At 71.6% G+C, this 16,867-nt stretch carries 12 protein-coding genes; 5 read left to right on the top strand and 7 right to left on the bottom strand.

Annotated elements, in window-relative coordinates; translation table 11 throughout:
* Nucleotides 1-5: 5 nt before the first annotated feature.
* The 4 genes from ACZ43H_RS04220 to ACZ43H_RS04205 all read right to left on the bottom strand — a co-directional run bounded on the left by ACZ43H_RS04220 (nt 6) and on the right by ACZ43H_RS04205 (nt 3,016).
* Nucleotides 6-959 (bottom strand): electron transfer flavoprotein subunit alpha/FixB family protein, encoded by a 954-nt coding sequence (locus tag ACZ43H_RS04220; RefSeq protein ID WP_464588010.1) that lies wholly within the window; start codon nt 957-959, stop codon nt 6-8.
* Between the two features lie 14 nt (nt 960-973).
* Nucleotides 974-1,744, bottom strand: a complete 771-nt coding sequence (locus ACZ43H_RS04215) for an electron transfer flavoprotein subunit beta/FixA family protein (RefSeq protein WP_464588009.1) — start codon at nt 1,742-1,744, stop codon at nt 974-976.
* A gap of 145 nt (nt 1,745-1,889) precedes the next feature.
* Nucleotides 1,890-2,237 (bottom strand): hypothetical protein, encoded by a 348-nt coding sequence (locus tag ACZ43H_RS04210; protein WP_464588008.1) that lies wholly within the window; start codon nt 2,235-2,237, stop codon nt 1,890-1,892.
* Nucleotides 2,237-3,016, bottom strand: coding sequence for an enoyl-CoA hydratase/isomerase family protein (locus ACZ43H_RS04205; protein WP_464588006.1), 780 nt, complete (start codon nt 3,014-3,016; stop codon nt 2,237-2,239). Before ACZ43H_RS04205 ends, ACZ43H_RS04210 begins: the two co-directional genes overlap by 1 nt.
* 127 nt (nt 3,017-3,143) lie before the next feature.
* Between ACZ43H_RS04205 and glgX the strand changes: the two genes are divergently transcribed.
* Nucleotides 3,144-5,297: a glycogen debranching protein GlgX gene (glgX, locus tag ACZ43H_RS04200; protein WP_464588005.1), complete on the top strand. Its 2,154-nt coding sequence runs from the start codon at nt 3,144-3,146 to the stop codon at nt 5,295-5,297.
* A gap of 6 nt (nt 5,298-5,303) precedes the next feature.
* On the opposite strand, the gene ACZ43H_RS04195 is transcribed toward glgX, so the two are convergent.
* Nucleotides 5,304-5,987, bottom strand: a complete 684-nt coding sequence (locus tag ACZ43H_RS04195; protein ID WP_464588004.1) for a response regulator — start codon at nt 5,985-5,987, stop codon at nt 5,304-5,306.
* Nucleotides 5,984-7,630 (bottom strand): ATP-binding protein, encoded by a 1,647-nt coding sequence (locus ACZ43H_RS04190; RefSeq protein ID WP_464588002.1) that lies wholly within the window; start codon nt 7,628-7,630, stop codon nt 5,984-5,986. Before ACZ43H_RS04190 ends, ACZ43H_RS04195 begins: the two co-directional genes overlap by 4 nt.
* Nucleotides 7,631-7,753: 123 nt before the next feature.
* On the opposite strand from ACZ43H_RS04190, the gene ACZ43H_RS04185 reads away from it, so the two are divergent.
* From ACZ43H_RS04185 to ACZ43H_RS04175, 3 genes are all read left to right on the top strand, one after another.
* A complete protein-coding gene (locus tag ACZ43H_RS04185; protein WP_464588000.1) occupies nt 7,754-8,605 on the top strand; it encodes an ABC transporter ATP-binding protein in 852 nt (283 codons plus the stop codon).
* Nucleotides 8,595-9,470: an ABC transporter permease gene (locus ACZ43H_RS04180; RefSeq protein ID WP_464587999.1), complete on the top strand. Its 876-nt coding sequence runs from the start codon at nt 8,595-8,597 to the stop codon at nt 9,468-9,470. The genes ACZ43H_RS04185 and ACZ43H_RS04180 overlap by 11 nt, the downstream gene beginning before the upstream one ends.
* A 71-nt stretch (nt 9,471-9,541) precedes the next feature.
* The gene (locus ACZ43H_RS04175) at nt 9,542-10,597 is read left to right on the top strand and encodes an ABC transporter substrate-binding protein (RefSeq protein WP_464587997.1); all 1,056 of its coding nucleotides are present in this window, start codon (nt 9,542-9,544) and stop codon (nt 10,595-10,597) included.
* Between the two features lie 155 nt (nt 10,598-10,752).
* On the opposite strand, the gene glgP is transcribed toward ACZ43H_RS04175, so the two are convergent.
* Entirely contained in the window at nt 10,753-13,332 is a 2,580-nt protein-coding gene (glgP, locus tag ACZ43H_RS04170) for an alpha-glucan family phosphorylase (RefSeq protein WP_464587995.1), read from the bottom strand.
* A 104-nt stretch (nt 13,333-13,436) separates the two neighbouring features.
* On the opposite strand from glgP, the gene ACZ43H_RS04165 reads away from it, so the two are divergent.
* A complete protein-coding gene (locus ACZ43H_RS04165; RefSeq protein ID WP_464587994.1) occupies nt 13,437-16,853 on the top strand; it encodes a M36 family metallopeptidase in 3,417 nt (1,138 codons plus the stop codon).
* Nucleotides 16,854-16,867 lie beyond the last annotated feature (14 nt).

The following is a 16,867-nucleotide window of genomic DNA, read 5'->3' as shown; positions in this document are numbered from 1 at the left end:
AAGGGTCAGCCCTTGCGCTTGTTGATCTCCTCGGTGGCGGCCGGGAGGACCTTGTGCAGGTCGCCCACGACACCGAAGTCGACGAGCTCGAAGATCGGGGCCTCCTCGTCCTTGTTGACGGCCACGATGGTCTTCGAGGTCTGCATGCCGGCGCGGTGCTGGATCGCACCGGAGATGCCGTTGGCGACGTAGAGCTGCGGCGAGACGGTCTTGCCGGTCTGGCCGACCTGGAAGCTGTGCGGCATCCAGCCGGAGTCGACGGCGGCACGCGAGGCACCGACCGCCGCGCCGAGCGCGTCCGCGAGGCCCTCGATCGGCTCGAAGTCACCACCGGTGCCGCGGCCACCCGAGACCACGATCGCGGCCTCGGTCAGCTCCGGACGACCGGTCGCCTTGCGCGGCTGCGAGGCCACGATCTGCGCCTTCTTCGCGGCGTCCGAGACAGTCACCGAGAACTCCTCGACCGTGCCGGCACCGTCGGCCTCCTCGGGCGCGGCCGAGTTGGGCTTGACCGTGATGATCGGGGTGCCCTGGGTGACCTTGCCGGTGAGCGTGTAGTTGCCGGCGAAGACGCTCTGCGTCGCCACGCCGCCCTCCTGCACGTCGACGGCGTCGGTGATCAGGCCCGAGGACAGCTTGATCGCGAGGCGGGCGCCGATCTCCTTGCCCTCCGCGGAGGAGGGGATCAGGATCGCCGCGGGCGAGGCCTTCTCCGCGACCTGCTGGAGCGCCTCGGCCTTGGGGGCCACCAGATAGCCCTTGATCTGCGCGTCGTCGACGACGTAGACCTTCTCGGCGCCGTACTTCTTCACCTTCTCGGCGACCTCGGCAGCCTGGTCGCCCGCGCCGATGAAGACCGCGGACGGCTCGCCGAGCCGCTTGGCGATGGTCAGGAGCTCGTACGTCGGCTTGCGGACCGCGCCGTCGACGTGGTCGATGAGAACGAGAACTTCAGACATCAGCGATCAGCTCCTCAGATGAACTTCTTGGAGGCGAGGAACTCGGCCAGCGCGGTGGCGCCGGAGCCGTCCTCGTCGGTCACGATCTCGCCGGCGGTCCGCGGCGGACGGGCGGTCGTCTCCTCGACCGCGGTCCACGCGGCGTCGAGGCCGACCTCGCTCGCGTCCACCCCGATGTCGCTCAGCGACCAGGTCTCCAGCGGCTTCTTCTTCGCGGCCATGATGCCCTTGAACGACGGGTAGCGGGCCTCGCCCGACTGGTCGGTCACCGAGAGCACGATCGGCAGCGTGCCGCCGATCACCTCGGTCGCGGTGTCGCCGTCACGCTTGATCCGGACCTGGTCGCCCTGGGCCTCGACCACCGAGGCCAGCGTGACCTGCGGGAGGTCGAGCCGCTCGGCGAGCATGGCGGGCACGACTCCACCGGAGGCGTCGGTCGAGGCCATGCCGCACATCACCACGTCGGGCGAGCCGATCTTCTCGATCGCCTTCGCGAGGACCAGCGAGGTCGCGGCGTAGTCCGAGCCCGCGATCGCGTCGTCGCTGACGTGGACGGCCTTGTCGGCCCCCATCTGCAGCGCCTTGCGGACGGCGTCGACGGCCTTCTCCGGCCCGATGGTCAGCGCCGTGACCTCGGTGTCGTCGCCCAGCTTCTCCTTGAGCTGCAGGGCCTGCTCCACGGCGTACTCGTCGAGCTCCGACAGCAGCCCGTCGACGCCCACGCGGTCGACGGTGTTGTCCGACTCGAACTGCCGATCGGCAGTGGCGTCGGGCACGTACTTCACACAGACAACAATGTTCATGGTGGTGTGGCCGTTACGGCCCCTCCTGTGCACTCGGTGTGTGTGGCGAGGTTACTAGCGGGTCACCCACCGGGGAACGGGTCCCCCGGTGGGGTCAGTCACAGCGTCGGATGGGTCACACGCCCCCTCAGGGGCGGATGAGCCGCTCCAGGACCCGACCGACGACGAGCCAGGCGATGGCGCCCAGGCCCCAGTTGACGAGGGCGTTCTTGGTCGCGGCGTCCTTGCCGGTGAACTCCTTGATCCCGTCGGAGCGGGAGAAGACACCGAGGTCGAGCTTGTCGGCGGTCTCCAGGACGAACTTCACCAGCGCGTTGTCCTGGTTGGCGTCGAGGGCCACCAGTAGCGCGCCCACCGCGAGGAAGAGCGCGGCCAGCGCGCAGACGAGCCACACGAGGCGGGCCAGCTGCACCCGGACCTTCGTGACCGTCACCCTGCTGGTGGACGGCGCGTCCACCTCGGCTCTGCGCTTCATCAACGCCCCTTGAACTCGGCCTTGCCCGGACCGTTCTGGACGAAGGATTGCATACCGATGGTCCGGTCCTCGGTCGCGAACAGCCCGGCGAACTGCATGCGCTCGATCTCCAGCCCGGTCTCGAGGTCCACCTCGAGCCCGCGGTCCACGCACTCCTTGGCCGCCCGCAGCGCGTACGACGCAGCGCCGGCGAACTGGCGCGCCCAGGCGACCGCCTCGTCGTACACGGACCCGGCCGGGAAGAGCCGGTCCACGAGCCCGATCGCGAGCGCCTCGTCGGCCTGCACGAAGCGGCCGGTGAAGATCAGGTCCTTGGCCTTGCTCGGGCCCACCAGCCGGGTCAGCCGCTGGGTGCCGCCGGCGCCGGGGATGATCCCGAGCAGCACCTCCGGCTGGCCGAGCACCGCGTCGTCGGCGGCGAAGCGCAGGTCGGCGGCCAGCGCCAGCTCGCAGCCACCGCCGAGGGCGTAGCCGGTCACCGCAGCCACCACGGGCTTGGGGATCCGCGCGACCGCGGTCACCGCGGACTGCAGCGGGCCGGAGCGCTTGACCATGTCGACGTGCGACATGTCGGCCATCTCCTTGACGTCGTTGCCGGCCGCGAAGACCCGCTCCCCGCCGTACAGCACGACCGCCTTGACGTCGTCACGCTCGGTGGCCTCGGCGGCCGCGGCCCGGAGCTCCTCCTGGACCTGCACCGAGATCGCGTTCATCTTGGGCCGGTCCAGCCGGATCGTGCCCACACCGTCGGCGACCTCGAGCCGCACGAATTCACCCATCGGGTCTTCCACCTCATCGCTCGTCGGATCGGGCGCGACCGGCGCACCCACCCCGGCATTATTCACAGGTGGTCGTCCCGTCGGACCCCGGCCTCGATCGTGGACAATGAGCCGGGTGATACCCGGAATGTGGAGCCACCTGGGGCAGCAGGCGCTGGTGTGGCCCGGCCGCAACTACCCACTGGGGTCGGACTGGTCGGAGGAGTCGACGAACTTCGCCGTCTACGCGCCGGCTGCGACGCAGGCCTGGGTCTGCCTGTTCGACGAGGACGACGTCGAGACCCGTCACCAGCTCACCGAGCGGTCCCTGGGCATCTGGCACGGCGCGCTCCCGGGCATCGCGCCGGGCACCCGCTACGGCTACCGGGTCGCCGGGCCGTGGCGGCCCAGCGAGGGGCTGCGGTTCAACCACCACAAGCTGCTGCTCGACCCCTACGGCCAGGCCGTGTCCGGCTCGTTCACCCCGCACCCCGCCGTCTTTGGCTACGTGCAGGGCAGCCCGAACGAGCCCAACCTCGAGGACTCCGCGCCGTACGTCCCCCGCAGCGTGGTGGTCCACGACACCTTCGACTGGGGCGACGACACCCCGATGCGCCGCCGCTGGCGCGACACCGTGATCTACGAGATGCACGTCAAGGGCATGACCGCACTGCACGACAGGGTGCCCGAGCACCTGCGGGGCACGTACGCCGGGCTGGCGACCCCCGCGGTCACCGACTACCTGCGCGACCTGGGCGTCACCGCCGTCGAGCTGCTGCCCGTGCACCAGTTCGTGTCCGAGACCGCGCTGGTCGCCCGCGGGACCTCGAACTACTGGGGCTACAACTCGATCGGCTACTTCGCGCCGCACAACGCCTACGCCGCGTCCGGCGACCGCGGCCAGCAGGTCACCGAGTTCAAGCAGATGGTCAAGGCCTTCCACGAGGCCGGCCTCGAGGTGATCCTCGACGTCGTCTACAACCACACCGCCGAGGCCGGCGTCGAGGGGCCGACCCTGTCGTTCCGCGGGCTCGACGACCGCGGCTTCTATCGACGTGTCCTCCCCCAGCGTGACAAGAAGACGTCCGTGCTGGCCTTCGACGACACCTACTGGGACGTCACCGGCTGCGGCAACACCGTCGACACCTCCAACCCGCTGGCGCTGCGGATGATCCTCGACTCGCTGCGCTACTGGGTCACCGAGATGCACGTCGACGGCTTCCGCTTCGACCTGATGTCGGCGCTCACCCGCACCGGCTACGACATCGACATGCACTGCGCGTTGCTGGTCGCGATCGGCCAGGACCCGATCCTGCGGCACGTGAAGCTCGTCGCCGAGGCGTGGGACGCCTCGATGGACGGCTACCTCGTCGGCCGGATGCCACCCCCGTGGGTCGAGTGGAACGACCAGTACCGCGACACGATCCGCGACTTCTGGCGCGGCCGCTCCTCCGGCATCCGCACCGTCGCGACCCGGCTCGCGGGCTCCTCGGACCTGTACGCCGACGACGGCCGGTCGGCGTACAACTCCGTGAACTTCGTGACCGCCCACGACGGCTTCACGCTGCGCGACCTGGTGTCCTACGACCACAAGCACAACGAGGCCAACGGCGAGGACAACCGCGACGGCACCGACAACAACCACTCGTGGAACCACGGGGTGGAGGGCGAGACCGACGACGCCGAGATCGTGTCGTTGCGGCGGCGCCAGGCCGCCAACCTGATGGCCACGCTGTGCCTGTCCAACGGGGTGCCGATGATCACCGCCGGCGACGAGCGCGGCCGCACCCAGCGGGGCAACAACAACGCCTACAGCCAGGACAACGAGGTGTCGTGGATCGACTGGCGACCCGAGGACGCCTGGCTCGACGTCTACGAGGTCACCAAGGCCGCGCTGCGGCTGCGCCGCGAGCACCCCGCGCTGCGCCAGCGGCACTGGTTCGAGGGGCGGCCGGCGATTCGTGGCGGCCCCAAGGACCTGGCCTGGCTGCACCCGTCGGGCCGCGAGATGACCGGTGACGACTGGCACGACGAGCAGCTCTCCGCGGTGGCCATGTTCGTGTCCGGGGCGCCGCTGCGCTCACCCGGGCCCCGCGGCGAGCAGCAGGTGGACAAGTCGTTCCTGATCTACCTGAACTCCGGGGCCAGGCCGGTGCGCATCGAGATCCCCGAGCAGACCTGGGTGCAGTCCGGCGAGGTCGTGCTGTCCACCGACTTCAAGCTGCCCCTCGGCACCCCCGTCAAGGTCGGCGACCGCTTCTCCCTCGACTCCCGCTCGGTGCTGGTGCTGCGGGAGACCTGAGCGGGCTCAGTCCCTGCGGCCCAGCCACTCGAAGCAGTGCTCGGGCCGACCGGTCGTGCCGTACCTCAGGGTCAGCCGCACATGGCCGTCGCGGGCGAGGTCGGAGAGGTAGCGCTGGGCGGTCGCCCGCGAGACGCCCGTCGCCTCGGCCACCTCGATCGCGGTGACCGCGTCGGTGGCGGCGCGCAGCACCTCGACGATCGCCTCGGAGGTCACCGGCGAGCGGCCCTTGCGCGCCGAGGCCACCGGGGAGTCGGCCATCCGCAGCGCCTGCAGCGCCCGGTCGACCGCCGGCTGGTCCAGGTGGGCACCGGCGCCCAGCAGGTTCCAGAACCGTGCGAACGCGACCAGCCGCTCGACCAGCACCGAGGGCGGGAACGGCTTGAGCACGTAGTTCACGGCGCCGGCGGCCAGCGCGCGGCGTACCGCCTCGGAGTCCTCGGCCGCGCTCACCATCAGCACGGCCGCGTCGAGGCGGCGCAGGATCTCCGAGCCGTTCGTGTCGGGGAGGTACTCGTCGAGCAGCACGAGGTCGGGCCGCAGCTCCTCGGCGAGGCGCACGGCGTCGGCCGCGGTGTGGGCCGTCCCGACGACCTCGAACCCGTCGGCGGCCGCGACGTACGACGCGTGCAGCCGCGCGACCCGGAAGTCGTCGTCGACGACCAGCACCCGGATGGAACCTGTGCTCATGTGAGCCCCTCCTCTCGTGCCTCCCGGCCGGCGAGCGCCGCGCCCAGCCGGGCCTCGAACGCAGCCCCGTGGCCGTCGCCGCCGCCGTCGACCAGGCGTACGTCGCCGCCGTGTGCCCGCGCCGTGTGCCGGGCCAGGGCCAGTCCCAGGCCGTGGCCCGGCAGGTCGCCGGGCCGGGTCGTGAAGCCGTGGTCGAACAGCTGGCCCGCGTGCGCCTCCGAAACACCGTCGCCGCTGTCCACGACGTGGACCACCAGGTCGGCACCGTCGCCGAGCAGGGTCACCGCGACCCAGCGGGGCTCGCGCACCCCCTCGGCCGCGGCGCGGATCCCGTTGTCCAGCAGGTTGGCGACGACCGTCACCGTGTCCAGCGGGTGCGCCAGCCGGCCCTCCACCCAGCTGGCGTCGGACACCGAGAGCGCCACGCCCGCCTCGGACGCGGCCGCGGACTTCGCCGCGAGCAGGCCCGCCAGGTAGGGGTCGTCGACCCCGGACACCCAGGTGCTGGACTCGCTCAGACCGGAGAGGTACTCCCCCGCCTCGGCGAGGTCGCCGTGGTGGAGCAGCCCGGTCAGGGTGTGCAGCCGGTTGCTGTGCTCGTGGGCCTGCGCGCGCAGCGCGTCGGTGAGTGCGCGGGTCGCCTCGAGCTCGCGGCCCAGCTCGTCGAGGTCGGTGCGGTCGCGCAGCGTCAGGACCGTGCCCAGGTCGCGCCGGTCGCGGCGCACCGCCAGCCGGGTCACCAGGACGACCCGCCCGCCGAGCACCCGCAGCGCTCCCGTCGGGGGCGGCTCCTCGTCGAGGAGGGCGAGCACCTCGGGGCCTGCTCCGGTGTCGGCGAGCGCTGCCCCCCGGGGCAGGTCACAGCCCAGCAGCCGGGCCGCCTCGGCGTTGCCCACGGTGATCCTCCCGTCCGGGTCGACGCCCAGCACGCCGTCCCGGACCCCACCGAGCACCGCCGCGTGCTCGCGGACCAGGTCGGCCATCTCCTCCGGCTCGAGCCCCAGTGTCGTCCGACGCAGCCGGCGCCCCAGCAGCACCGCGCCGGCCAGACCGACCGCCAGCGGCCCCAGCGCCACCAGGCCGAGCAGCACCACGAGCTTGTGCGTCTCCCGGTCCAGCTCCGAGATCGCGATGCCCACGCTGACCTCGCCCACCACGGCGCCCGCCTCGTCACGCAGCGGCACCTTGCCGCGCGCGGAGTAACCCAGCGTCCCCCGCTCGATCTTGACCACCTCGTGCCCCGCCAGCGCCTCGTCCGGGCTGGTGCTGACCGGCTTGCCGATGTTGGCCAGCGTCGGGTGGCTGAAGCGGATGCCGGCGTCGTCGGTGACGACGACATAGAGCGCGCCCGTGGCGTTGCGCACCCGCTCGGCCTCGCGCTGGACCGGCCCCTCCACGGTGGGCCGCCCCCGCGCCACCCTCCGCGCCAGGCCCGGCGAGGACGCCATGCTGCGCGCGATCGCGAGCGCCCGCTGCTCGTACTGCTTCTCCAGGTCGTCGCGCAGCACCGCGGTCGACGCAGCCAGGGACCCGAGCACCACCACGACCAGCAGCAGCGTGAGCGCGACGATCGCCTGGGTGCTGAGAGCGAGCCGGGGGCGCCGGCGGAGCGCCTCGGGGGCCGCTCGGAGGGGGCTGCGCACCCGGTCACTGTAGGACGCCCGGGACCGCGTGAGCACAACGCGCAGAACGTCTTTTGTGCGGGGATCGGCCACAAGCAGCACAAGGATGGTGACGGCCGTCACTCGCTCATACGGTCCTGCGCCATGACCCAGATCACCTCCACGCCCCACCCCCCGGGTGCGGCGAGCGCAGGCCCGCCGGCGATCTCGCTGCGCGCCGCCACCAAGCGCTTCCCGACCAAGAGCGGCGGCGCCTTCACCGCCCTCCGCGACGTGACCCTCGCCGTGGCGCCGGGCGAGTTCGTCTCGATCGTCGGCCCCACCGGCTGCGGGAAGTCCACGACACTGTCCCTCGTGTCCGGCCTCGAGCCGGCCACCGAGGGCACCGTCCAGGTCCACGGGAGCCCGGTCTCCGGCATCCCCGACGGCGTCGGCTACATGTTCCAGGCCGACGCGGTGCTGCCGTGGAAGAACGTCCTCGACAACGTCGCCATCGGGCTGCGCTACCGCGGCGCCTCCAAGGCGGAGGCCAACACGAAGGCCCGCGACTGGATCGCGCGGGTCGGCCTGGCCGGCTTCGAGGACCGGTTCCCCCACCAGCTGTCCGGCGGCATGCGCAAGCGCGTGGCGATGGCCCAGACGCTGATCACCGAGCCCTCGCTGCTGCTGCTCGACGAGCCGTTCGGCGCGCTGGACGTCCAGACCCGGGAGCTGATGCAGGACGAGCTGCTCCGGCTCTGGTCCGGCACCGGCGCCGCCTGCGTGTTCGTCACCCACGACCTCACCGAGGCGATCACGCTCGCCGACCGGGTGGTCGTCATGACAGCCGGGCCGGCCACGGTCAAGGACGTCGTGGACATCGACCTCCCCCGCCCCCGCCGGGTCGAGGAGATCCGCCTGACCCCCGAGTTCATCGACCTCTACAAGCGGGTGTGGGACAGCCTGCGCGAGGAAGTCGAGATCACCCGCACGAGAGGAGCGTCCCGTGTCGCTTGACGTCCAGGCCCCCGCCGGGCCGACCACCGCACCCGCGCCCGCCGAGACGCCCGCACCGCGGCGACGTCGTACGTCGCGCCGCACCCTGCTCACCCACGCCGTCCGGATCGCGCTGATCGTGGTCTGGCTGGGCTCCTGGGAGCTGGCCGCCCGCACGGTGATCGACCCGTTCTACTACTCGATGCCCAGCCAGATCTGGGACAAGCTCGTCATCTGGTTCACCGAGGGCAGCTCGCAGGGCTCCATCTGGGGCACCATCGCGGTCACCCTCGAGGAGGCCGTGCTCGGCTTCGTGATCGGCACCCTCGCCGGCGTCGTGCTGGGCGTCGTTCTGGGGCGCAGCCGGTTCGTCGCCGACGTGCTCGCGCCGTTCATCAAGGGCGCGAACGCAATCCCGCGCATCGTGCTCGCATCCTTGTTCGTCATCTGGTTCGGCCTCGGGATGTCGTCGAAGGTCGCGACGGCGTTCGTGCTGGTCTTCTTCGCAGTGTTCTTCAACGCCTTCCAGGGCGCCCGCGAGGTCGACAAGGTCCTGGTCGACAACGCCCGCATCCTCGGCGCGGGCCGCTGGGCGATGATGCGCTCGGTGATCCTGCCCAGCGCCACGTCGTGGATCCTCGCCAGCATGCACGTGGCCTTCGGCTTCGCGCTGATCGGCGCCATCGTCGGTGAGTACACCGGCGCCGAGAAGGGCCTCGGCCTGCTCATCAACCACTCGCAGGGCAACTTCGACGCCGCCGGCATCTACGCCGGGATGCTGATCACCACCGTGCTGGCGCTGGTCGCCGAGTGGCTGATCACCCGGCTCGAGCTGCGGCTGACCTCGTGGCGCCCGCCCGCGAGCGGCCAGGCCGCCGGCCTCTGACCTTCCCTTCCCACTTCACCCACACCCACACCCGTCCGTCCGGGCTCCCGCCCGGGAAGGAGCGCACCACCATGCACCAGCACGCCCGACGCATCGCCGTCGCCCTCGCCACCGTCACCCTTGCCTCCACCTCGCTCGCCGGCTGCCGCAGCAGCGGCGCCAGCGCCGAGAGCGGCGACGGGGCCAGTGGCCGCCCGAAGGTCACGATCATGGTCGGCGGCATCGACAAGGTGATCTACCTGCCCGCCATGCTCACCCAGCAGCTCGGCTACTTCGACGACGAGGGCGTCGACGTCAAGCTCCTCACCGAGCCGTCCGGCGCCAGCGCCGAGACCGTCCTGGTCGCCGGCAAGGTGCAGGGCGTCGTCGGCTTCTACGACCACACGATCACGCTCCAGGCACAGGGCAAGTGCATCGAGAGCGTCGTCCAGCTGGCGAAGGTGCCGGGCGAGGCCGAGGTGGTCGCCACCGACGCCGCCGAGACCCTCACCGGCGCCGGGGACTTCGGCGGCAAGAAGCTCGGGGTCACCTCCCCCGGCTCGTCGACCGACTACCTGACGCAGTACCTCGCCACGAAGAACGGGCTCGAGACCTCCGACTACACGACGGTCACCGCCGGTGCCGGCTCGACGTTCCTCGCCGCGCTGTCCAACGGCGGCATCGACGCCGGCATGACCACCGACCCGACCATCGCCACGGCGGTCTCCAAGGGCCTGGGCAAGGTGCTGGTCGACATGCGCACCGAGGAGGGCACCCGCAAGGCGCTCGGCGGGCTCTACCCGGCCGCCTCGATGTACATGGACTGCGGCTACGTGGAGGACAACCCCGAGACCGTGCAGAAGCTGGTCAACGCCTTCTCCCACACGATGCAGTGGATCAGCGAGCACGACGCCGCCGACATCGCCGCGAAGATGCCGACCGACTACAACGGCGGCGACCCCGCGCTGTACGAGCAGTCGATCGAGGACTCCTCGCCGATGTTCACCACCGACGGCCGGATGCCTGAGGGCGGCCCCGAGACCGTGCTCGACGTGCTCGGCACGTTCAGCGACACCGTGAAGGCGAAGAAGGACGACATCGACCTGTCGAAGACCTACACCACGGAGTTCGTCGACCAGGTCGGCTGACCCCGACGTACGACGAAGGCCGGCCGGACCATGAGGTCCGGCCGGCCTTCGTGCGTCACTCCAGCAGCTCTTCTCAGCCAGTCCCTGATGTTCTCAGGTGTTGCAACGGCTGAGAACGTCAGGAGTCACCGGTGCACCGGTGATTCAGCCACCCACTACGGCAGGGCGATGACCCCCAGCTCGGCGGGCGAGGTGAGCAGGTCGTTGCGCGGGATCACGCGGACCGTGTAGCCGAAGGCGCCGCTGTGGTCGAGGACGACGTCCCCGTCGAAGCGGTGCCGGCCGCCCTCGTAGCTCTCTGCGACGTGCAGGGAGTCCACGACGACGTCGGTGAGACGGTCCTCGCTGTCGATGCGGCCGTGGACCAGCTGCACCGCGACGTCCTCGGGCGAGAGGTCGCCGAGCGCCACGAACGCGCGGGCGCTCATCACGTCGCCGACCTCGGGAGCGTCGGTGACGCCGCTGCTCTCGACGTGCTCGACCCGGACGCCCTCCCAGCCGGTGCGCACCTTCTTCTTCCAGGCGGCCAGCTCGGCGGCACCGTGGTAGTCGGAGTTCAGCTGGCGGGCGATGCCGGCGGAGGGTGCGTACAGCTGGCGCACGTAGTCGCGCACCATGCGGGTCGCCAGCACCTTGGGGCCGAGCGACTTCAGGGTGTGGCGGACCATCTCCAGCCAGCGGGTGGGGACGCCCTCGCCGTCGATGTCGTAGAAGCGCGGCGCGATCTCGTTCTCGATGAGGTCGTAGAGCGCGTTCGCCTCGAGGTCGTCACGGTGGTCGGGGTCCTCGACACCGTCGGCGGACGGGATCGCCCAGCCGTTGTTGCCGTCGTACCACTCGTCCCACCAGCCGTCGAGGATGGAGAGGTTCAGACCACCGTTGAGGGCGGCCTTCATGCCCGACGTGCCGCACGCCTCGTAGGGGCGCAGCGGGTTGTTGAGCCAGACGTCGCAGCCGGGGTAGAGCGGCTGGGCCATCGCGATGTCGTAGTTGGGCAGGAACACGATGCGGTGCCGGACCTCGGGGTCGTCGGCGAAGCGCACCATCTCCTGGATCAGCTTCTTGCCGCCGTCGTCGGCAGGGTGCGACTTGCCGGCGATGACCAGCTGCACCGGGCGCTCGGGATCGAGCAGCAGCTTCTTGAGCCGGTCGGGGTGGCGCAGCATCAGCGTCAGGCGCTTGTACGACGGCACCCGGCGGGCGAACCCGATGGTGAGCACGTCGGGGTCGAGCGCGTTCTCGATCCAGCCGAGCTCGGCCTTGGCCGCACCGCGCTTCTCCCACGACCGGGTCAGGCGCCGGCGGGCGTCGGCCACCAGGTGCTCGCGCAGCTGGCGCTTGACAGCCCAGATGTCGGCACCGGGGATCTTGTCGACGACTCCTAGGAAGGCGTCCGGGTCGTCGCTCTCGCGGTCGGCGCCGTGCGCCACCGCCAGCTCGAACACCTCGCGGGCGACCCACGTCGGGGCGTGCACGCCGTTGGTGATCGAGCCGATCGGCACCTCGGCCTCGTCGAAGGCCGGCCAGAGGCCGTTGAACATGCCGCGGCTGACGTGGCCGTGCAGCAGCGAGACGCCGTTGGCGCGCTGGGCGAGGCGGAAGCCCATGACGGCCATGTTGAAGACCGACGCGTCGCCGCCGTCGTAGTCCTCGGAGCCGAGGGAGAGGATCCGCTCGATCGGGACGCCCGGGGTGGCGCCCGCGTCGCTGAAGTACTGCTCGACGAGCGTCCGCGGGAACCGGTCGATGCCGGCGGGGACGGGCGTGTGGGTGGTGAAGACCGTGGAGGCACGGCTGACCTCGAGGGCGGTGTCGAAGTCGAGCTTCGGGCCGCCCTCCTCGACGGTCAGCTCGCGGATCCGCTCGAGGCCGAGGAAGCCCGCGTGGCCCTCGTTGGTGTGGAACACCTCCGGAGCCGGGGCGCCGGTGATGCGGGAGTAGACGCGCAGCGCGCGCACGCCGCCGACGCCGAGCAGCAGCTCCTGGCGCAGGCGGTGCTCGCTGTTGCCGCCGTAGAGGCGGTCGGTCACGTCGCGGTAGTGCTCGGGGTTGCCCTCGACGTCGGAGTCGAGCAGCAGCAGCGGCACGCGGCCGACGCTGGCCACCCAGATGCGGGCCAGCAGGTCGGGGCCGTCGGGCAGGGAGATGGAGATCAGGGCACGGGTGCCGTCCTTCTCGCGCAGCAGCGAGATGGGCAGGCCGTCGGGGTCGAGGACCGGGTAGGTCTCCTGCTGCCAGCCCTCACGCGAGAGGGCCTGCTCGAAGTAGCCGTGCCGGTAGAGGAGGCCGACGCCGGTGATCGGCACGCCGAGGTCGCTGGCGGCCTTGAGGTGGTCGCCGGCGAGGATGCCGAGGCCGCCGGAGTACTGCGGCAGCACCGCGGTGATGCCGAACTCCGGGGAGAAGTAGGCCACCGCCCGCGGGCCCTCGTGGGCCTGGCGGCGCTGGAACCAGCGGTCACCGCTCAGGTAGGCGTCGAGGTCCGCCTTCGCGGCGGCCAGCTGCCCGAGGAAGGCCTCGTCGGAGGCCAGCTCCTCGAGCCGGGCCCGGCCGACGGCCCCCAGCAGCTTGACCGGGTCCCGCCCGGTCGACTCCCACAGGACCGGGTCGACGGCCGCGAAGACGTCCTGCGTCTCCGGATGCCAGGACCACCTGAGATTGCCGGCAAGGTCCCCCAGGGCGGCGAGTGCCGCGGGGAGGACGGGCCGGACCGTGAATCGTCGAATTGCACGCACCCGAGGACGGTAGCGCTAATTCTTGGATCGATCCAAGCCTTGACGAAACCGTGACCAGGTGATGTCGGCATAACGAACCCCACCCCAACGGCGTTGTCCGGCACATGACGACCCGCCCCGTGCGCCGCGGCCGACTCGCCGCTCTTGTCGCCGTCGCGCTGACCGCCACCCTGGTCACCGGCCCGGCCCAGCTCCCCGCCCTCGCCGCCGGACCCGCACCTGCGGCCGGCCCGACCACGCCGGTGACGCCCGGGGACCCGCTCCCCGGCCCGGCGGACCAGGACCTGCGGGGCACGGCGCTGCCGTCGCTCGCGCAGCGCGAGGCGGCCGCCGGCCTCGGCGCCGTCGACGTGCGCTGGAACCAGTTCGGCACGCCCTCCTCGCTGCTGCCCGCGGACGGCAGCCTCGGCGCCGCCACCTCCGGCGACCCGGTCGAGGCGGCCCGGGCGTGGCTCACCGCGCACGCCGACGTGTTCGGCCTCACCGCGGACGCGCTCGGTGGTCTGGACCTCGTCAACGACCAGCGCCTCGCGCAGAGCGATGCACACGCCGTCCTCTTCCGGCAGCGGTTCGGCGACCTCACGCCGGCGCTCGACAGCATGGTCACCGTCGGCGTCGCCGACGGCCGGATCGCCTACGTGTCCTCGTCCCTGACGAGGACGACGGGCACCCCCGCCACCGCCACCCTCGGCCCGCTCGAGGCCTGGCGGGCGGCGGCGGAGGCGGTGGACCTGCCCCTCGACCCCGGCGCCCTCGACGGTGTCGACCCCGAGGTCGCCGGGGGCTGGACCCGGTTCTCGGTCCCCGGCCTGGCGCAGGAGCAGCAGGTCCGGCTCCGGGCCCTCGCTCTGGCCGATGGCTCGGTCCGGCCGGTCTTCGAGACCAACGTCCTCGACGTCGCGCGGGGCTCGGCCCTCGCCTGGACGGCGATGGTCGACGCCCGGGACGGCTCGGTGCTGCACCTGCAGGACCGCGTCGACAACGAGAACGACGTCCACCCGTTCCCCGGGGAGACCACCGCCACCGACTGCGGCCCGCGGCACGAGTTCGAGCTCGCCGACGACCAGACCCGCCGCCTCGACGCCGTCGCGGTGATGGCCAACGCCGCCGACGACATCGTCGTCAAGCTGTTCGGCCCGCAGGGTGAGCTGCTGGCGTCCGGCGACCTCGCCACCAGCCCGGAGACCGCGTCGTACACCGCCGACTCGATCCCGGCCGGCAAGTACGCCGTCCAGGTCTGCCCGTTCGACGACCCGACCACTCCCCTGCTGCCGCCGTTCAACTACGCCGTCACGGTCACCTCGAGCGACGTCGCGAGCCCCGGGACCGACACCGCCCTCCCGGCCCCGCTGTGGCGCTACTTCACCGCCAACCCGAGCCTGGACTGGTCGCCCGACAGCGCGCCGCGGAACAGCGTCGTCGGCTGCTGGACGGCCGTCGCGAGCTGCACGACGCCCACCGGCCCCTTCGCCAACGTCGCCGCCCCCGGCCCGTGGGACACGGTCGTGAAGACCGGCCAGCCGACGCTCACCACGGTCGGCAACAACGCCAACACCCACGAGGCGTGGCTGAGCCCGGACAGCCCCGGCGGCACGCTGCAGGCGCCGGTCTCGCCGACCCGTGAGTACACCCAGGAGTTCACCGACGCGTGGAACAACTCCGGCTGCGACCCGACCCAGCTGCGGCCGGGCGGCAACGACATCAACCAGTCCGTGACCAACCTGTTCGTCGCGCACAACCGGATGCACGACTACTCCTACTACCTCGGCTTCACCGAGGCGAACTACAACATGCAGCAGGACAACCTGGGCCGGGGCGGGGTCGCAGGCGACTTCGAGACCGGCAACGCCCAGGCCGGCGCGATCGACGGTGGGGCGCCGTCGCACCTCGGCCGGGACAACGCCAACCAGATCACCCTGCAGGACGGCACCCCGGGCATCACCAACCAGTACCTCTTCCAGCCCATCGCCGGCGCGTTCTACTCGCCCTGCACCGACGGCGCCCTGGACATGAGCGTGGTGGGCCACGAGTACACCCACGCGATCAGCAACCGGATGATCGGCGGCCCCGACGAGGGGATCACCTCCGAGCAGGGTGGGGCCATGGGCGAGTCCTGGGGCGACCTCACCGCCGCGGAGTACATGTTCAGCCACGGCTACTCCACCGGCACCAACCCGTGGGTGGTCGGCCCGTACGCCACCGGCAACCGCAAGGCCGGCATCCGCGACTACCCGATCAACCGCAACCCCCTGAACTACTCCGACTACGGGTTCGACAGCACCGGCGTCGAGGTCCACGCGGACGGTGAGATCTGGAACGGCACCCAGTGGCAGGTGCGCCAGGCGCTGGTGCAGAAGTGGAACGCGAAGTACCCGTACACCGACAAGCGGCTCCAGCTGCGGTGCGCGCAGGCCGGCACCAGCAGCACCCCGCTCCCCCCGAACCAGTGCCCGGGCAACCGGCGGTGGATCCAGCTGGTGTTCGACGCCTTCCTGCTGCAGCAGGGCGCGACCTCCATGCTCGACGCCCGCGACGCCATGCTCGCGGCCGACCGGATGCGGTTCGGCGGCAAGGACCTGACGGTCATGTGGGACGCGTTCGCCCGTCGCGGCATGGGCCGAGGCGCCTCGACGCCGAACGCCGACTCGGGTGACCCGACGCCGAGCTTCGCCTCGCCGAGGGCGCGCAACGCGACGGTCACCGTCAAGGCCCCCGGGCCCGGCAAGGTGTACGTCGGCCGCTACGAGGCGCGGGCCACCCCGGTGGCGGACACGTCCCGGAGGACGAAGCTCGACAACACCCTCCGTCTCGTGCCCGGGCGTCACCGGCTGCTGTTCGCGTCCCCGAAGCGCGGCTTCGAGCGGTTCACCCTGACCGTGCGGCCGGGCCAGCACCGGACCGTGCGGGTGCACGCCCCGAAGAACCTCGCGGCGAGCAAGGCGGGGGCGAAGGTGCTCGGCTCGAGCAGCGGCTCGCTCAACCCCGGGGCCCTGATCGACGGCACCGAGCGGACCGCCTGGGGTGGTGCGAGCGAGAGCAACGTCGACGCCACGCACCCCTTCGTCACCGTCGACCTGGCCGGACGCGTCCACACGGTCCGACGGGTGAACGTCAGCGCGATGCTCAACCCGGCCCCGGCGAGCCCGACCGACGTGCCCCTCGCGGTCGACCCGGACCCCGACTCCGGGTCGCGCTTCACGGCGCTGCGGAGGTTCGCCCTGGAGGCCTGTGTCCGGCACTGCCGGTCCGCCCAGGCCACCTGGAAGCGGTTCTACACCTCCGGCCCCGCCGCCTTCCCGGCGATGCGGCCGCGGCCGGTTGCGCCCGACCTGGCCCTGCGGTCCTTCGCGGTGCCGCGGACCAGGGCGGCCGCGATCCGGCTGGTCGCGCTGGAGAACCAGTGCACGGGCTTCGCCGGGTACGCCGGCGAGCAGGACGCCGACCCGCTCAACGACACCGACTGCAAGTCGGCCTCGGACCGCGGCTCGATCGTGCACGCCGCGGAGCTGCAGGTGTACTGAACGCCTGACCGGGG

This window comes from Nocardioides sp. DN36, from assembly GCF_055380375.1.
The sequence above is the reverse complement of the archived record's forward strand: the minus strand, read 5'-3'. Positions and strand labels throughout refer to the sequence as shown.